The organism is Litoribacter populi (genome assembly GCF_007483685.1).
GTDB lineage: Bacteria > Bacteroidota > Bacteroidia > Cytophagales > Cyclobacteriaceae > Litoribacter > Litoribacter populi.
On record NZ_VMKN01000001.1, the window covers coordinates 2,517,710 to 2,534,079 of the forward strand.

Below are 16,370 nucleotides of genomic sequence, written 5' to 3' on the forward strand. Positions count from 1 at the left end.
AGTTTTGCGTTCTATAAGGGAATTAAAATCAGCCGATGGTGTTGAATAGTTCCTGAAAGTAAGGGAAGTATGAACTGGGACAGATTAAAGGAAAAGCTTAATATCCTGGCCGATGCGGCTAAATATGACGTTTCTTGTTCCTCCAGCGGGAGCAAGCGGACCAATTAGGAAAAAGGCTTGGGGGACAGTAGCGGCATGGGGATCTGCCATACCTATACTGAAGACGGGCGATGCGTCTCACTACTCAAAATCCTTCTTACCAACCATTGCATCTACGATTGCCTATATTGCGTCTCCCGCAAAAGCAATAATATCAAAAGGGCGGCATTCACCGTGGATGAAGTCGTAGAACTCACCATCAATTTTTATCGAAGAAACTACATAGAAGGATTGTTTCTCTCTTCCGGCATTTTCAAAGATGCTGATTTCACTATGGAGAGATTGGTCAAAGTGGCCAAAAAGCTCAGGCAGGAGCATAAATTCAACGGATACATACACCTCAAAACAATTCCAGGAGCCAGGGATGAGCTCATGCGTGAAGCAGGACTTTACGCCGACCGACTGAGCGTCAACTTGGAACTCCCTACCTCCTCAGGCCTTAAGCTTCTTGCCCCGGACAAAAACCATAAGGACATGATTAAACCCATGGCCTCTATTCAGCAGGATATTTTAAAATTTAAGGAGGAGAAAAAACTGATCAAGTCCACTCCAATTTTTGCCCCGGCTGGACAGTCAAGCCAGATGATCATCGGTGCCACTAATGAAAGTGACTTGGATATCATCAAGACCAGTTCAACCCTCTATCAGAAATTCAACCTTAAAAGGGTTTACTTTTCCGGTTATGTGCCAGTGCTCGAACACCAGAATTTACCTATGCTGGGCACTCCAGTACCTCTGGTGAGAGAAAATAGGCTTTATCAGACGGATTGGCTCATGCGATTCTACCAGTTTAATCCCCAAGAAATTGTGAATGAGACCTATCCCAACCTAGACTTAGAAATTGACCCAAAGTTAAGCTGGGCTTTGAGAAACAGGGGCCATTTTCCTGTAGATGTAAATAAAGCAGATTATCACATGATACTGCGCATTCCTGGAGTGGGTGTCAAATCGGCCAAAAAGATTGTAGCAGCAAGGAAGTTTGGTGCGTTGAATTTGGATAAACTTCGTAAATTGGGAATTGCCATGAACCGTGCGCAGCATTTCATTGCCTGCGGAAATCACATTGGCATCAGTGATATGGACAGTTTGACCCTACGTCAAATGATTCTTCAGAATGGTAAAAGTAAATTCTCCGCAAACTTCTCCCCTCAACTATCACTTTTTCAATGAGCTTTTTAATCTATGATGGTACATTTGACGGGTTGATGACGGCTGTTTTTGAAAGCTATGCCTTGAAGCTGGAAAGTCCTCAGGTTTATACTAAAGACCAACTTGGCCCTCAACTTTTTGAGCAAGTTCTTGAAGTTTCAAGTGATGAGGAAAAAGCTTTACGTGTCAAGACTAAAATCAAGTCAATTTTGGGACAAAATGGACTCCAAATGCTTTGGAAAGCCACTCTTTCTGAAGGGGCTGAAGTTGGAAACATAGTCCTGGGAGTTGTTAGATATGCTCTTAAAACAGAAAAGAACATTTTAAAAGACTATGGTCATCCCTCGGTATTGAGCCTGCAGGAAATTATGAAAAAGCTCAGTCGGGAAAGACATAGGATGACTGCATTTGTGAGATTCAAACTAGCTTCTGACCAAGTTTATTACGCCACCATTGAGCCTGACTTTGATGTGCTGCCCCTGATTTCCGACCATTTCAAAAACAGATATGCAGATCAGAAATGGATGATTTTTGACCTTAAAAGGAATTATGGGATTTTTTATGACCTCAGAAAAGTCATTCCTGTAGAGTTTCATAACCCTGAAGCCGGACAAAGCCTCTCTGTCATCAGCATAGAATGGGATGAAACAGAAAAGGAGTTTCAATCTCTGTGGAAAAACTATTTCAAATCAACAAATATTGCCAGCCGGAAAAATACAAAACTTCATCTTCAGCATGTACCAAGAAGATATTGGAAATATTTAGTAGAAAAATGAAAATAGGTCTTCCCACCAAAACTGTTATCTTTGTGAAAAATGCTTTAGGGGTGCCCAATCGGGCTGAGATCATACCCTTTGAACCTGATGCTGCTCATACTGCCGAAGGGAAAAGTAATGGCTCCACCGTGACCATGCCTAAAGTGTTAGATTTCTGAGTCAATAATTTCTTCTAACATGGAAATACTTCTGAACAACACCCCTAAATCCTTGCCTAATCATGAGGAAATCAGTGCAGCTGAACTGGTCTCTGTGAGTTTTCCCAAAAATGGAAAAGGGATAGCCCTGGCAGTGGAAAATCAAGTGATTCCGCGTCACAAATGGGAGGAAACCATCATAAAAGACTCCGCCAAGGTGGTCGTATTCAGAGCTACTCAAGGAGGTTGATATGAAGATTATACTATTCTCTTCCCCTACTCCTTTATCCAAAGAAGCTGATCTGATCAGGAGTTACCTGGATTGTGGGATAGAATACTTCCACCTCAAAAAACCCCTTTTACCCGAAAATGCATTGCTTCGCTTGATCGAACTGATAGGTGATGAACACCGGGAGAAAATCGCATTACATTCTCATCATCACATTGCTAGACCTTTAGGCATAAAACGCTTACACTTTCCTGAAATATTGAGAGATAATACTCCAGCAGAGGATTTCGAAAACTTATTAGACCAGGGTTTTCACCTAACCACCTCGGTTCATTCCTTTGGAACCCTAGAAAATCTCCCCAATCATTTTCATTATGTCTTTATGGGACCTATATTCCCGAGTATAAGTAAAAAAGGGTATGGAGCCCCTTTCGAGGCAAGTAAATGGAATCAGGTGAAAGAGGTAAACACTCCTCTGATAGCAATAGGGGGTTTAAATAAGGAAAAGCTACCAATAATAAAGGACTTAGGTTTTTCAGGTGCAGCTTTGTTGGGTAGCGTTTGGAAATCAACTTACCCGCAGGCCATGGAAGAGATTAGGGCTTCATTAGAATTTGAGAAAAACGTTTAATGGAAAGATTACAATTTATTAGCCAAGGAAATACAGCTAATGAGCAACTAGAGAGCATAAAAAGAGTATTAGATGTGGGCTGTCAATGGATACAATTCAGATGGAAGAACGCGTCCTTGACTGATATTCTAAAAACTGGAACAGAAGTCAGGTCTTTTACTGGATTATATAGAGCTAAGCTTATAATAAATGACCACCTAACTATAGCAGATCAACTTGATGCGGATGGACTTCACTTGGGTCTAAATGATGAAAGTATAATTGAAGCAAGAGAAGTGCTAGGAAATAACAAAATAATCGGTGGCACCGCAAACACTTGGGAACATGTGCAGCAGAGAATTGAAGAGGGCGTTGATTACATTGGTTTAGGACCATTGAGGTTTACGACCACTAAAGAAAAGTTGAGCCCAATTTTAGGCTTTGAAGGCTATGCCGATATCTGCCACAAACTTACTCGGGGTGAAATGCCTATTTATGCCATTGGAGGGGTGAGAGCCGAGGATATTCCACAGTTGTTGGATTGTGGCGTCCATGGGGTGGCGGTATCCTCTGCCCTACTGGAAAGCCCCAGCTTAAGCATTGAGAATTTTAACAAAAAACTTTATGAAACCGCTAAAAATTGCCGATAAAGAATTTAACTCTCGACTTTTTCTGGGAACAGGAAAATTTGGTAGCAATAGAGAAATGGAGGAGGCAATATTAGCTTCAGGAAGTGAGATGGTAACTGTTGCCCTCAAGCGGGTGGATATGGAAACCGACACGGACCAAATCATCACGCACCTACATCATCCGCATATCAACCTCTTGCCCAATACTTCCGGAGTCAGGAATGCCAAAGAAGCCATCTTTGCGGCTCAGCTTACTCGAGAAGCCATGGAAACCAACTGGCTAAAACTGGAAATCCACCCGGATCCAAAATATCTAATGCCTGACCCTATCGAAACGCTTAAAGCCACGGAGGAATTAGCAAAACTTGGGTTTATCGTCCTACCTTATATCCATGCCGATCCTGTTTTGTGTAAAAGGCTGGAAGATGCAGGCACAGCAGCGGTAATGCCACTTGGAGCCCCTATTGGTACCAATAAAGGCCTGAAGGCAGAGACTTTCCTTGAAATCATAATCGAACAAAGCCGCGTGCCAGTGATCATCGATGCGGGAATTGGAGCTCCGTCCGATGCAGCCAAAGCAATGGAAATGGGCGCCGATGCCGTTTTGGTCAATACTGCAATTGCCGTGGCTGGTAATCCAAGTGATATGGCAAGGGCCTTTAAGCTAGCAGTTGAGGCTGGCCGTATGGGTTTTGAGGCGAGGTTGGGCAAAATTAACAGCCATGCAGAGGCCTCCAGTCCCCTCACCCAATTTTTGAATGAATAATTAGATTGAACTGTGCAGAAAAGCTTTCTTGAGATATTTGAAAATCACAGCTGGGAAGAAATCAGCGAAAAAATTAATAGTAAACAGGAAAAGGATGTAATCCGGGCCATTAACAACCAGAAGCGTAATCTGGATGATTTTATGGCTTTGATCAGTCCGGCAGCTGAGCCATTCCTGGAAGAGATGGCCCAAATCAGCCATCAACTCACCAAGGAGCGATTTGGGAAAACCATACAGATGTATGCCCCAATGTATGTGAGCAATGAGTGCCAAAATATCTGAACCTACTGTGGCTTCAGCTTCAACAACCGAGTGCCCAGAAAAACGCTTTCCGACGCAGAACTTCTAAAAGAAGTCGAAGCAATAAAAGAGCTTGGCTTTCAGCATGTGCTCTTGGTATCCGGAGAAGCAAATTACACGGTAAACATCAATTATTTTTCCAATGCAGTAAAACTGATTCGGGATAAGTTTGCCAATATTTCTATTGAAGTGCAGCCCTTGGAACAGGATGAATATGAAACTCTGCAGGAATTGGGCGTTTATGCGGTACTGGTCTATCAGGAAACCTATCACCGGGACACGTATAAAACCTATCACCCAAAGGGAAAGAAGAGTAACTTTAATTACCGCCTGGACACTCCTGACCGTATCGGCAGAGCACAAATTCACAAGATTGGAATAGGCGTTCTGTTGGGGCTGGAAGATTGGAGAGCTGACAGCTTCTTCTGTGCGCTTCATTTGGACTACCTTCAGAAGACTTACTGGCAGAGCAAGTACTCGATTTCCTTTCCACGCATGCGTCCCGCAGAAGGCATCATAGAACCTAATGTGATCGTGTCCGATAAAAACCTGGTTCAATTGATCTGCGCTTATCGAATGTTCAATCCTGACGTTGAGCTTTCTATTTCCACAAGAGAATCGGAGAAGTTTCGAGAATCGGTAATTCCACTGGGGGCCACAAGCATGAGTGCAGAGTCAAAGACAAATCCTGGAGGCTATGCCGTTGAACCGGAAACCTTGGAGCAGTTCGAGATTTGCGATGAGCGGCCTGCTTCAGCCATAGCGCAGATGATTAGGGGAAAAGGTTATGAGCCGGTTTGGAAGGATTGGTTTGTGGGACAGGAATGATTTTCAAAAGCCAGAGAAAAGCCTCACCAAGGCAATTGTTATTCCCACAAGAAAACCGACAACTGCGCCATTGAGTCTGATGTATTGAAGGTCATCCCCTACCTTATCTTTGATCTGGGTCATGATCTCTTTGTCATCAAGTCGGCCGAGACTGTCCCTGACCAAAGCCCCAATATGGGGGTGAAGCTCATTGATCATATAGGTTATTTTATCCTTTAACCAATTATCTATATTCACCTGTAATTCAGCATCATTACGGATCTGATTCAAGTATTTATAAACCCCATCTTTCACCATCATCATCAGCTCAGTTTGATCATTTTCTAGTTGGGAAGCAAGGGTTGATTGCAGTTTGGTAAGGATACTCTGGATGATGTGACTGGCTCCGACATTGAGCACCAATTGATCTTTGAGATCTTGGATATACCTCACAGATTTCCTGTCTCCTATTCGAAGGTTATAGGCAAATTCAATAAAATAACCGTCCAATTTTTGACGAACAGGATGGTTGGAATCATTTTCGATTTCCCTAGCCATCACGAGGGCCACTTCGATCAATTGCTCGGTTAGTACATCCAAATCTATCCCACCGGTACGTTTTCCCACCCAAATGGCGGACATTTTGACCCAGTCGAGTTTGCGATACTCTTCAAGAACAAGCTTCAACTTTTCAAACACTACCTGTCTGGTTTCGGGTGTCCGAAGTGATTTCTCCACTTCTCCTATCACCATGCTGACCACTTGTTGGTGCTTCTGTTCGGCCACAGTTTCTTCAAGCCATTTGCCAAGAGGTTCAGCAATTTCAAAGTCTTTTAGCTGATCATGGAGCATGTTTTGAATAAACCTGGCCATTTTAGGGTCGTCCAAGCCTTCCGAAAGTTTTAGAATCACCTTTCGGAACATCATCAAGGTTTTGTCCAGGTTTCTAGGTTTGTCAAGCATTTCAAGAATGTACTTGGTCATTTCCACCCCTTGCAGCTTTTCTTGTATGATTTCAGGAGAAAGCCACTTGGTTGTCACCATCTCTACAATGCTTTCTGTAAGCTTGTCCCGATTTTTAACAATTATGTTGGTGTGCCGCCTGATATAGGGAATCGGAATCTCATAAAACAAAGCACTCACAGCAAACCAGTCCGCCAATGCACCAACCGTAGCGGCTTCAAATCCCGTGGCCAACACGCGCCAACCGACTCCCTCCAACAAACCCACATGAATCAAAATCTCGGCTAGTACAAATCCGGTAATAGCCGTAATCAAAGAATAAAGCCCAATTTTGCTTTTCAAATTAAAAATGTTTTTGTCCCAACAGGAATATAATCGTTTTGCATATTAATTGTTATATGGGTACAGAGTACCAGGTACCAAGTAATTGCGATGTGTGCTATTTTCCTTTGTGCCAATCGAGCCCCTTTAATTTTTTACTCCCTCCAGCTTCTTGATCCGCTTTATCGGGCCGGGGCAATAGTTGGTATGGCAGGCCAAGCAGGAATTTACCAGGGTTTGGTAATTGGATAATAGCTCCTCTGGTTCTGAACTGGCCTCAAGTGTCTTTAGGCTTTCTAGGTAGCCATTTCCCATCATCTGGAAGCTTACCTGCTGGGATTTATGTGGTTCTGTACCCCTCAAGGTGAGGAGTTCTTGATGCTTTTCCACATAGGATTTGATCTGCTCGCCTTTCTCCACGGATGTTTTCATTTCCTCCATATCCTCAAACATTTCTCTCATCAACCAAGCTAATGGTGCGTCATCATTAGGATAACGGCTACTGTCACGTGCGGTGGTCTCTTCACTTTTTGATTGGCAAGAAGCCATGATCAATATGGCATAGAACAGAATATATTTCATAGTGGAGTAATTGTTATCTAAAAGTAAAACGCCCTCCTTGTAAACAAAGGATTCCTTGAATCTTGGGCCTGCTTTTCTTAAATCTTAGTAAATTGAAGGCAAAAGCGAGAATGTATGAGTAAAACAGATATAGAGGGCCGAAAGGATGTTTCCCTTTTGGTTAACAGTTTTTACGAAAAAGTGAGGCAACACGACACCTTGGGTCCAATTTTCAATGGAGTGGTGGATGACTGGCCGACCCATTTGGAGAGGCTGAGTGATTTTTGGGAAATGGTCATCCTCAATACTGGTCCCGGTGCGGGCAAATTCAACCCAGTAAAAGTTCATAAAGACGTCGACAAGGAAACCGACAGGCAAATTCATCAGGCCCATTTTGGGAATTGGCTTGAACTATGGTTTAGCACCCTGGATGAACATTTTGCCGGTCCAAATACCGAGTTCGCTAAAGAACACGCTCGCAGGATGGCGCATATCTTGTTTTTTAGGATTATGGAAGGAAGAAGCCATTGAAGTACGAAAAACGAAGGACGAGGTACGAAGGAAGATAGCATGCGTTGCGTTCGTTGCTCAGTCTTTGCGCCATTGCGTGAACTCTTAGTTCCCAGTGATTGCAAGCGTGATTGCAATTACGACAGTCCCTACCAGTAGGCCCCATTTGGTGTAGGAATCGTATTTGAGTTGGAAGGCAGTAGGTAGCAGTTCGAAAAGGGAGATATACACCATGATACTGGCCAGGAAGACATTGACCATTTCTATGGCATACATGTCTAAGTTTCTAAAAAAAACCAAATAGGCCATTAGTGCACCAAAAGGTTCGGCGGCGGCTGGAATCAGGGTCAGCCAGATGATTTTCCTCTTATTTTGGAGGGAGTGATACAAAGGCATTGCCACAGCCATTCCCTCAGGAACATTGTGCAGTCCGATTGCAATGGCAATCCCAATCCCCATCTGGGGATCTTGCATGGTGGTCAGGAAAGTCACCAACCCCTCTGGAACATTATGAACAGCTAAGGCAACCGCGGTAACCATACCCGCTCTATACAACTTTTTCTCCTTTTCTACCGAACCTTTACCTTTGGCGAGCTTGTCTATTTCAGACTTGTTGACACCTAGTTTATCTGAAACTGTCTCTATCAACACGCCAAGCAAAGCCAACAGAATCATCCCACCCACAAAGGAAAAAGAAACCCGCATAAAAGCCATGGAACTTCCCTCCTCCTCAGTAAAGAATTCCATAGCCCTTACAATCAAATCAAAAAATGAAATGAAAATCATGGCACCTGCTGCCAAACCCAGACCAAATGCTAAGAGGGATTCTTTCTTGGCATATTTGGTAAAGGCAACCGCTCCACCCAGTGCCGTGGACATTCCAGCTAAAAAAGTCAGTATAAATGCAAAAATCAAATTGTCATCCATCCTATTATTAGCTAAAAAAGGTAATAATTGTTTCGGAATCGCTGTTTTCTTAAAACAAAACAAGCCAGAATCGAAGACCCCGGCTTGCTTAAATGTTTGGCTAAAAAGTTTTTATAATTTTCCGCTAAGGTCTTTAAAGTTGCCTTTTACCTCACCTTGATTGTTAATTCTAACTGTTCCAAAAACTGTTATGGAAGAATTTTCACCTACGAATTCCAATACACCACTGTTATTAATTGTAAGGTCTCCATATATGATTAAGTTGCCGTTTACAGTCATATCGCCATTGATGATCAATCCAGAGTTGCCATCTTGCTTTCCAATCACAAGATTGCCTCTCATGTTAAAGATTGCATGCTGGTTTACATTTACTCTGTTGGTAACAGCCAAGGCTCCACAATAAGTAAACTCATCATTTATATTAAGTTGATGCAACAAGGTAGTTCCAGAGTAACCTTGAGCGCCATTGTTTACGTTTAGAGTTGCCTTGCCTTTATATCTTGGAAGTCCGTCGCATAATGGATCGTTCACCTCATCAATACGGTTCGTTTTGATCACCTGCAAACCTTCTTTTCCGCTGGCTACAAAAATGTAGTCCTCGTTTACTTTTACATAATTTGAAGAACCCCCAATCTCAAGAACACCAAGTTCCTCGATTTGAGTGGCACCAAACTCAGAAACGCTTAGTCCTGCACCCCCGTTGGCCATATAGATATGTCCTTGATTGGAAGAAACAGCATTGGTAACAAAATCTTCAATTGCTACTTCATTTTCACTTTCCGGAATAGCTAATCTCGCTACAAGTGACCCACTCATCAAATCATACACACCAACACCATTTGGACCTTCAGCAACCAGTAACTGATCGTCATGAATATCCATGGTTCTTTTTGCGTGAGGTACAGTCAAATTAACCGGAATATTGCTGGTAACTGAAAAGTTAGCCAAATCCAGGAAATTAACACCTTTACTGCCATCGAGAACGGCCAACTTTCCATTGCCGTACACTGCAGAGCGGAGGTCTTCCATTTCTACTACTTGGACCATTTCCAAAGTGTTGATATCAAAAACGCTAGCTGCACCGGAAGTTCCGCTTGTAACGATGACCTTATTTTCGGTATGGATAATATCCGTACCTGCAGAACCAATTACGGGATGAAACTTAAAGTCATCCGCAAATTGACCATTGGCAACCGAAACACTCAATAAGTTTGCAGGTGCCTCCACACCCTCTTCCTTATAAATATCGGATGATACCGCCATATAAAGTTTACCGGCATCATACGTCAACGAGTTAATATTTGAATACTTGAATTTTGCCTGGCTTACAATGGTCGGAGTAGGCAAAGTGCTAATGTCCATGATTTCAATGGCACCATGGAATATAGGGCCCTGCGTGGTATAAGCCACATAAGCATATTTCCCGTCTATGGCCACGTGATTGGCTTGAAGTGTCACACCGTTAATTGTCGGAGGAGCTACCTGGCCAACAAGTTCGAGGGCCATTGTTCCGGCCGGTGTATTTTCAGAGTCCATGACTCTTGCTGCTGCATCGGCAAAACCTCTCATACCCACAACCCCGGCTGAGGAACTTTTTATCCTTTTGGACAAAGTTTCGGAGTCGTTGTTGATAAGGATGTTCGAATCTTGATTCGACTGGGGAACCGAATCCTCAGGGTTACAGGCTATTAAGCCTAAAAAGAAAACTGCTAACGCAGAAGCCTGTAAAATTCTCATGATTTTCTGATAAAGTACCAATAATAAAATTAAATAACCAGCGCAATATAGTTCGGTATTTTATCAAAAGCAAACTTAGTCTAGATATTTAAGTGCAAAAAACGTTATACGAAAGAGAAAAATATGACTACATATTAAAAAGAAGACCCCGAACACACGGATCTATTGGTGCATTCGGGGCGGTTTAATCTTATATCATTCACATTATTAAGGAAAAATCACCTGTGCCAATTTCATAGCTTCATTCAGCTCTGTTTTGTTGAGATTCAGGGAATGTCCATTAGACTCCAGCACCTCAATGAGCTTTTCGGTGGCGACATTGCCCACCAATTCATCTTTGGCCATGGGGCAGCCTCCATATCCACGCAAGGCTCCATCAAATCTGTTGGATCCTCCCTTCAAGCCAGCCTCTACTTTTTCTTGAATGGTATCAGGGGTACTATGAAAGTGCGCCCCAAACTCAATATGCGGAAATGCCTGGATATTTGTTTCAAATATGTCTTTGATCAATTCTGGCTTGGCAACACCTATTGTGTCTGCAAAGGATATAATTTTAACACCGATTTCATCTAGCTTTTTTACAAATTCAGCTACAATCTCAGGTGAAAAGTCCTCTCCATAGGGATTTCCAAAACCCATACTGATATAGGTCACCAAAGTCTTACCTTTGGTTTCGCAAAGGTTTTGTATTTCCTCAACAGTTTCCAAAGCGTCTTCAATAGACTTGTTGGTATTCCTTTGTTGAAAACTTTCGGAAATAGACAAAGGAAAACCCAAGTAATCAATTTCTTCAAAATGAAGAGCATCTTGGGCACCACGCACATTTGCAATGATGGCGAGTAACTTTGACTTACTTTTAAAGAGATCCAATAGCTCCAACACTTCAGCCGTATCACGCATTTGAGGAATGGCCTTCGGACTTACAAAACTTCCAAAATCAATGGTATCGAATCCAACTTCCAAAAGTTGATTGATATAAGCAGCCTTCATGGCCGTATCAATAAATCCACTCATGCCTTGCATTGCATCGCGAGGACATTCAATTATTTTCATAGGGTCATATTCAGGTTCAGCCTAAAATTAGGCAAAAATCATCAGAATAGGGCCTTTGCGATGCGGTAAGTTGCATCCGCCTTACTCATAGTGTAATAGTGCAGGCATGGAGTGCCTTTTTCAATAAGTTCCTTGCTTTGCTGAATAGACCACTCTATACCTACTTCTTTCACCTCTTGGTTGGTCTTACACTTCTCCAATTCATCAAGCAAATCATCGGGTAAGTCTAGAAAAAAGGTTCTTGGTAAGTTGGTAATTTGACTCATGGTAGTAATGGGCTTTAGGCCTGGTATAATCGGTACTGTGATACCTGCTTCCCTTACTTTGTCTACAAAATCAAAAAACTTTTGGTTGTCAAAAAACATTTGGGTGACAATATACTCGGCCCCAGCATCAACCTTGCATTTTAGATGCTTTAGATCAAACCTAAGGTTAGGGGCTTCAAAGTGTTTTTCCGGATACCCCGCCACACCCACACAAAAATTGGTATGAAAGCCTACTTCTGTTTCTTCATGCAGGTACTTGCCATGGTTCATAGCTACTATCTGTTTGACCAAATCTTTAGAATAATGATGGCCATTATGCTCTGGTACAAATCTGGACTCAGTTTTTGGCGCATCCCCCCGTAAAGCCAGCACGTTTTGCACCCCAATAAAATTAAGGTCAATCAGCGCATTTTCGGTTTCTTCCTTCGTAAATCCCCCACAAAGCAGGTGGGGTACAGCTTCCACATGGAACCGATGCATGATTGCGGCACAGATACCAACTGTTCCGGGTCTTTTTTTGGTGCTCACTTTTTCTAAAAGCCCATTTGGGTGCTTTTTGTAAATAAACTCCTCTCTATGATAAGTCACGTCAACAAATGGTGGCTTAAACTCCATTAACGGCGAAATACCTTCCATCAGATGTTGAATGCTTTGTCCCTTCAACGGGGGCAAAATCTCAAAGGAGAACAGACACTTCTGAGCCTGTTCGATATATTCTGTAATTTTCATTTATAGCTGTTCTATAGGTTTGACTTCTGGTGTGTAGGCAAGGTTTGGAGAAAGGTATTTTTCTGCAAGTTCTAAACTGATTCCTTTTCTATCGGCATAGTCGGCCACTTGATCTCTACCGATTTTTCCTAGTCCAAAGTATTTACTTTCTGGATGAGCAAAATAAAAACCGCTCACCGCCGATGTAGGAAGCATGGCAAAGCTTTCAGTCAAGGTTATCCCTATTTCCCCAGCTTTTAAAAGGTTAAATAAGGTTACTTTTTCCGAATGTTCAGGACATGCGGGATACCCTGGGGCTGGACGTATACCTTGGTACTTTTCACGGATCAGGTCTTCATTTATCAATTTTTCACCTGAAGCGTATCCCCAGTCTTCTCTACGTACTTTCTGGTGTAGATATTCCGCAGCTGCTTCTGCCAACCTATCGGCCAGGGCTTTTAACATGATAGCATTGTAATCATCTCCGGCTTTTTCAAAGACAGCAAGTCTGCTTTCCATACCGATTCCAGCAGCCACAGCAAATGCGCCAAGATAGTCTTCTTGATTGGGGGAAAGGAAGTCCACAAGAGAGCGGTTAGGCACTCCCCTACCTTTTTTGCCCTGCTGTCTCAAAAAATGAAAACTTGGATTTCTTTCAGCTTTCACTTCCACATCTTCACCCTTTCTTTGCACCGGAAAGATGCCATATACACCTTTTGCGGCAAACCACTTTTCCGACACGATCCTATCAAGCATAGCATTGGCCTCATCGAAAAGTTTTTTGGCCTCAAGCCCTACCACTTTATCTTCCAGAATCTTTGGATACCTTCCACTCAGCATCCAGGTGCTGAAAAATGGAGTCCAATCGATAAAATTCCGTAAAACTGCAATGTCAAATTCTATCGTTTTCCTTCCCAAACTCTGAGGAACCACTGGAGGAAATTCAGTTAAATCAGCTCCATTCTGCACAGCGTCCCCAAAACTCACCAGTTGCTTAGCCTCCTGCTTGGCTTCGTGGGCTACCCTGAGAGAGGCATATTCAGTTTTCACCTTTTCTTTGAATCTTTCCTTTCCGCTTTCCTGAATAGATTCACCGACTATGGGAACAGACTTGGAAGCATCCTGCACATGTACTACCGAACCAGAGTACACTGGATCTATTTTAACCGCTGTATGAATTTTGCTCGTAGTTGCTCCACCTATAAGTAGAGGTAGTCTTAAGCCCTGTCGTTCCATCTCGCTGGCCACATTAACCATTTCGTCAAGTGAAGGAGTAATCAACCCACTTAGCCCGATCACGTCTACATCCTGCCTGACGGCTTCATCAATGATCTTTTGTGCATCCACCATCACACCCAAATCTATAATTTGATAACTGTTGCAGGCGAGTACCACGCCAACAATGTTTTTACCAATATCGTGAACATCACCTTTCACAGTTGCAAGAAGTACTTTTTTGATTTTTCCCTGGGAGGCCTCATAACCTTCATCTCCAGCTTTGGGCATAAATGGCTCTAGGTACGCAACGGCCTTTTTCATCACACGGGCGGATTTCACCACTTGAGGAAGAAACATTTTCCCTTCCCCAAATAAATCTCCGACCACATTCATTCCATCCATCAAAGGTCCTTCTATCACCTTCAATGGACTTTGATATTTCAAGCGGGCCTCTTCGGTGTCATCTATGATGTAATCAATCACACCTTTTACCAAGGCATGCTCTATCCTCTTTTCCACACTTGCCTCACGCCATTCCTCTGAGGCCACTTCTTTTTTGTCCTTGGACCTCACCGTTTCTGCAAACTCCAGCAACCTTTCTGTGGCATCATCTCTGCGATCAAAGAACACATCTTCCACCCTTTCCAAAAGCTCTTTGTCAATATCATCATACACTTCCAGCATAGTCGGATTAACAATTCCCATGTCCATACCGTAGCGGATTGCGTGATAGAGGAAAGAGGCATGCATGGCTTCCCTCACGGGGTTATTGCCGCGGAAGGAAAAGCTAACGTTACTGACTCCACCACTGATTTTGGCTCCGGGGAGGTTTCCTTTTATCCATTTGGTCGCTTCAAAAAAATCAAGAGCATTGCGGCGATGCTCCTCCATTCCTGTGGCCACGGGGAAAATATTGGGGTCAAAAATGATATCTGCTGGATTGAATCTCGCCTTTTGCGTTAAAAGGTCGTAGCTTCTCTTGCATATCTCTATCCGGCGCTCGTAGGTATCGGCCTGTCCTTCTTCATCAAAAGCCATCACCACCACTGCTGCACCAAATTTCTTGACTGTTTTGGCCTGATGGAGAAATTCCTCTTCACCGTTCTTTAAGCTTATGGAGTTGACAATTCCTTTTCCCTGAATGCACTTCAGCCCGGCTAGGATAATTTTCCATTTGGAACTGTCTATCATTATAGGAATGCGGGAAATTTCCGGTTCTGACGCAATCAGGTTGAGGAATTTTACCATGGCTGATTCTCCATCGAGCATCCCTTCGTCCATGCAAACATCAAGCACTTGTGCTCCTCCCCGTACTTGCTCGAGAGCCACGTCTAAGGCCTCCTCGTAATCACCGTTTAGGATAAGCCGAGCAAATTTCTTGGAACCTGTTATATTGGTCCGCTCCCCTATGTTTACAAAATTAATTTCTGGTGTGATAAGCAAAGGCTCCAAGCCCGAAAGTTTCAATGGATATTGGTTCTTCATACTGACAGGTTTGGTTCGGTTTGAAAAGTTATTTTCCTTGGAGCATAGCCTTCTGAGACTTTTGCCAGAGCGGCAATATGATCCGGGGTGGTCCCACAGCAACCTCCTAAAATATTGATATACCCTTCCTTCAGAAAGGCTTCCACCTGCTTGGCCATTTCCTCTGGGTTTTGGTCATACTTGCCAAATTCATTTGGCAATCCGGCGTTGGGATAAGCAGAAACATGGAAAGGGGCTTTTTCGGATAGGACCTTCAAGTATGGCCTCAATTCTTTCGCTCCCAAAGCACAGTTGAGACCTATGCTTAAGAGAGGAACATGTGATAAGGAAATCAAAAAGGCCTCCGTAGTCTGCCCAGAAAGGGTTCTTCCAGAAGCATCAGTTATGGTTCCGCTTATCATGACTGGAATGCCTCCTTCTTCCGGGGAAAGTGGTATGCTTTTTTCATCAAAAACTTCCTGAATTGCAAACAATGCCGCTTTGGCATTAAGAGTGTCGAATATGGTCTCCACTAAAATAATGTCCGCACCCCCATCCAGAAGCCCTCGAACTTGCTCGGCATACGCTTCTGCAAGCTGGTCAAAAGTAATTGCCCGGAAACCTGGATCATTCACATCTGGAGAAATTGAAGCCGTCCGGTTGGTAGGACCAATTGCCCCGGCAACGAATCTGGGTTTGGATGGGTTTCGCTCTGAATATACAATCGCTTCTTTTTTGGCGATTTGGGCTGATTTTAAATTTAATTCATATGCAAGATGCTCCAAGCCATAATCAGCTTGAGCTACAGTTGTGCTACTGAAGGTATTGGTTTCGATAATATCGGCTCCCACATCCAAATAGGCTCTATGGATGGCAGCTATGACATCTGGCCGGCTCAGTGAGAGCAGGTCGTTGTTGCCTTTGAGGGATTTAGGATGATCTTTAAGTTCAGGGGTGCGGAAATCCTCCTCAGTAAGTTGATACCTTTGGATCATGGTTCCCATGGCTCCATCTAGTATAAGGATCTTCTTGCGTAAAGTCTGGAGTAAAAGGTCTGTTCGGTTTGACATAAAGTTCGTA

The 16,370-nt window shown here is 43.2% G+C and carries 16 protein-coding genes, 1 pseudogene and 1 riboswitch; of the genes and pseudogenes, 9 read left to right on the plus strand and 8 right to left on the minus strand.

Annotated elements, in window-relative coordinates; all coding sequences use genetic code 11:
- Window positions 1-177 precede the first annotated feature (177 nt).
- From FPL27_RS10945 to thiH, 8 genes and pseudogenes are all read left to right on the plus strand, one after another.
- Window positions 178-1,329, plus strand: a complete 1,152-nt coding sequence (locus tag FPL27_RS10945) for a putative DNA modification/repair radical SAM protein (protein WP_317129440.1) — start codon at window positions 178-180, stop codon at window positions 1,327-1,329.
- Window positions 1,326-2,084 (plus strand): TIGR03915 family putative DNA repair protein, encoded by a 759-nt coding sequence (locus FPL27_RS10950; protein WP_143961130.1) that lies wholly within the window; start codon window positions 1,326-1,328, stop codon window positions 2,082-2,084. The genes FPL27_RS10945 and FPL27_RS10950 overlap by 4 nt, the downstream gene beginning before the upstream one ends.
- 36 nt (window positions 2,085-2,120) lie before the next feature.
- A riboswitch (TPP riboswitch) is annotated at window positions 2,121-2,212 on the plus strand.
- A 49-nt stretch (window positions 2,213-2,261) separates the two neighbouring features.
- Window positions 2,262-2,471: a sulfur carrier protein ThiS gene (gene thiS, locus FPL27_RS10955; protein WP_143961131.1), complete on the plus strand. Its 210-nt coding sequence runs from the start codon at window positions 2,262-2,264 to the stop codon at window positions 2,469-2,471.
- Between the two features lies 1 nt (window position 2,472).
- The gene (locus FPL27_RS10960) at window positions 2,473-3,081 is read left to right on the plus strand and encodes a thiamine phosphate synthase (protein ID WP_143961132.1); all 609 of its coding nucleotides are present in this window, start codon (window positions 2,473-2,475) and stop codon (window positions 3,079-3,081) included.
- Window positions 3,081-3,710 carry a thiamine phosphate synthase gene (thiE, locus tag FPL27_RS10965; protein ID WP_143961133.1) on the plus strand — a complete coding sequence of 210 codons (630 nt, stop codon included), beginning with the start codon at window positions 3,081-3,083 and terminating at the stop codon, window positions 3,708-3,710. The genes FPL27_RS10960 and thiE overlap by 1 nt, the downstream gene beginning before the upstream one ends.
- Entirely contained in the window at window positions 3,685-4,455 is a 771-nt protein-coding gene (locus tag FPL27_RS10970; RefSeq protein ID WP_143961134.1) for a thiazole synthase, read from the plus strand. Before thiE ends, FPL27_RS10970 begins: the two co-directional genes overlap by 26 nt.
- A gap of 12 nt (window positions 4,456-4,467) precedes the next feature.
- Complete coding sequence (locus FPL27_RS20210; RefSeq protein ID WP_317129441.1) at window positions 4,468-4,737, plus strand: hypothetical protein; 270 nt, start codon at window positions 4,468-4,470, stop codon at window positions 4,735-4,737.
- A gap of 12 nt (window positions 4,738-4,749) precedes the next feature.
- Window positions 4,750-5,583, plus strand: a pseudogene (gene thiH, locus FPL27_RS10975) (2-iminoacetate synthase ThiH); the annotation flags it as partial.
- 3 nt (window positions 5,584-5,586) lie between these two features.
- On the opposite strand, the gene FPL27_RS10980 reads toward thiH, so the two are convergent.
- Complete coding sequence (locus tag FPL27_RS10980; RefSeq protein WP_185974347.1) at window positions 5,587-6,867, minus strand: DUF445 domain-containing protein; 1,281 nt, start codon at window positions 6,865-6,867, stop codon at window positions 5,587-5,589.
- Window positions 6,868-6,993: 126 nt separating this feature from the next.
- Entirely contained in the window at window positions 6,994-7,428 is a 435-nt protein-coding gene (locus FPL27_RS10985) for a hypothetical protein (protein ID WP_143961136.1), read from the minus strand.
- A 114-nt stretch (window positions 7,429-7,542) separates the two neighbouring features.
- Here FPL27_RS10985 and FPL27_RS10990 point away from each other — a divergent pair, with 114 nt between their 5' ends.
- Complete coding sequence (locus FPL27_RS10990; RefSeq protein WP_143961137.1) at window positions 7,543-7,938, plus strand: group III truncated hemoglobin; 396 nt, start codon at window positions 7,543-7,545, stop codon at window positions 7,936-7,938.
- Window positions 7,939-8,022: 84 nt separating this feature from the next.
- Here the strand turns inward: FPL27_RS10990 and FPL27_RS10995 are convergent, their stop codons facing one another.
- The 6 genes from FPL27_RS10995 to FPL27_RS11020 all read right to left on the minus strand — a co-directional run bounded on the left by FPL27_RS10995 (window position 8,023) and on the right by FPL27_RS11020 (window position 16,360).
- Entirely contained in the window at window positions 8,023-8,844 is an 822-nt protein-coding gene (locus FPL27_RS10995) for a ZIP family metal transporter (protein WP_143961138.1), read from the minus strand.
- Between the two features lie 111 nt (window positions 8,845-8,955).
- Window positions 8,956-10,581 (minus strand): hypothetical protein, encoded by a 1,626-nt coding sequence (locus FPL27_RS11000; RefSeq protein ID WP_143961139.1) that lies wholly within the window; start codon window positions 10,579-10,581, stop codon window positions 8,956-8,958.
- A 207-nt stretch (window positions 10,582-10,788) separates the two neighbouring features.
- Window positions 10,789-11,634 carry a hydroxymethylglutaryl-CoA lyase gene (locus tag FPL27_RS11005; RefSeq protein ID WP_143961140.1) on the minus strand — a complete coding sequence of 282 codons (846 nt, stop codon included), beginning with the start codon at window positions 11,632-11,634 and terminating at the stop codon, window positions 10,789-10,791.
- Between the two features lie 41 nt (window positions 11,635-11,675).
- Window positions 11,676-12,629 carry a methylenetetrahydrofolate reductase [NAD(P)H] gene (gene metF, locus FPL27_RS11010; protein WP_143961141.1) on the minus strand — a complete coding sequence of 318 codons (954 nt, stop codon included), beginning with the start codon at window positions 12,627-12,629 and terminating at the stop codon, window positions 11,676-11,678.
- Window positions 12,630-15,311, minus strand: coding sequence for a methionine synthase (gene metH / locus FPL27_RS11015; protein WP_143961142.1), 2,682 nt, complete (start codon window positions 15,309-15,311; stop codon window positions 12,630-12,632). It abuts the gene before it with no gap.
- Window positions 15,308-16,360 carry a homocysteine S-methyltransferase family protein gene (locus FPL27_RS11020; RefSeq protein ID WP_143961143.1) on the minus strand — a complete coding sequence of 351 codons (1,053 nt, stop codon included), beginning with the start codon at window positions 16,358-16,360 and terminating at the stop codon, window positions 15,308-15,310. The genes metH and FPL27_RS11020 overlap by 4 nt, the downstream gene beginning before the upstream one ends.
- Window positions 16,361-16,370 lie beyond the last annotated feature (10 nt).

Bases quoted from the DNA above. Each gene is read 5' to 3' on its own strand.
- FPL27_RS10950 (WP_143961130.1), top strand. From the start codon at position 1,326: ATGAGCTTTTTAATCTATGATGGTACATTTGACGGGTTGATGACGGCT.
- metF (WP_143961141.1), bottom strand. From the start codon at position 12,629: ATGAAAATTACAGAATATATCGAACAGGCTCAGAAGTGTCTGTTCTCC.
- thiE (WP_143961133.1), top strand. From the start codon at position 3,081: ATGGAAAGATTACAATTTATTAGCCAAGGAAATACAGCTAATGAGCAA.
- FPL27_RS10990 (WP_143961137.1), top strand. From the start codon at position 7,543: ATGAGTAAAACAGATATAGAGGGCCGAAAGGATGTTTCCCTTTTGGTT.
- metH (WP_143961142.1), bottom strand. From the start codon at position 15,311: ATGAAGAACCAATATCCATTGAAACTTTCGGGCTTGGAGCCTTTGCTT.
- FPL27_RS11020 (WP_143961143.1), bottom strand. From the start codon at position 16,360: ATGTCAAACCGAACAGACCTTTTACTCCAGACTTTACGCAAGAAGATC.
- FPL27_RS10995 (WP_143961138.1), bottom strand. From the start codon at position 8,844: ATGGATGACAATTTGATTTTTGCATTTATACTGACTTTTTTAGCTGGA.
- FPL27_RS11000 (WP_143961139.1), bottom strand. From the start codon at position 10,581: ATGAGAATTTTACAGGCTTCTGCGTTAGCAGTTTTCTTTTTAGGCTTA.
- FPL27_RS10960 (WP_143961132.1), top strand. From the start codon at position 2,473: ATGAAGATTATACTATTCTCTTCCCCTACTCCTTTATCCAAAGAAGCT.
- FPL27_RS11005 (WP_143961140.1), bottom strand. From the start codon at position 11,634: ATGAAAATAATTGAATGTCCTCGCGATGCAATGCAAGGCATGAGTGGA.
- FPL27_RS10985 (WP_143961136.1), bottom strand. From the start codon at position 7,428: ATGAAATATATTCTGTTCTATGCCATATTGATCATGGCTTCTTGCCAA.
- FPL27_RS10970 (WP_143961134.1), top strand. From the start codon at position 3,685: ATGAAACCGCTAAAAATTGCCGATAAAGAATTTAACTCTCGACTTTTT.
- thiS (WP_143961131.1), top strand. From the start codon at position 2,262: ATGGAAATACTTCTGAACAACACCCCTAAATCCTTGCCTAATCATGAG.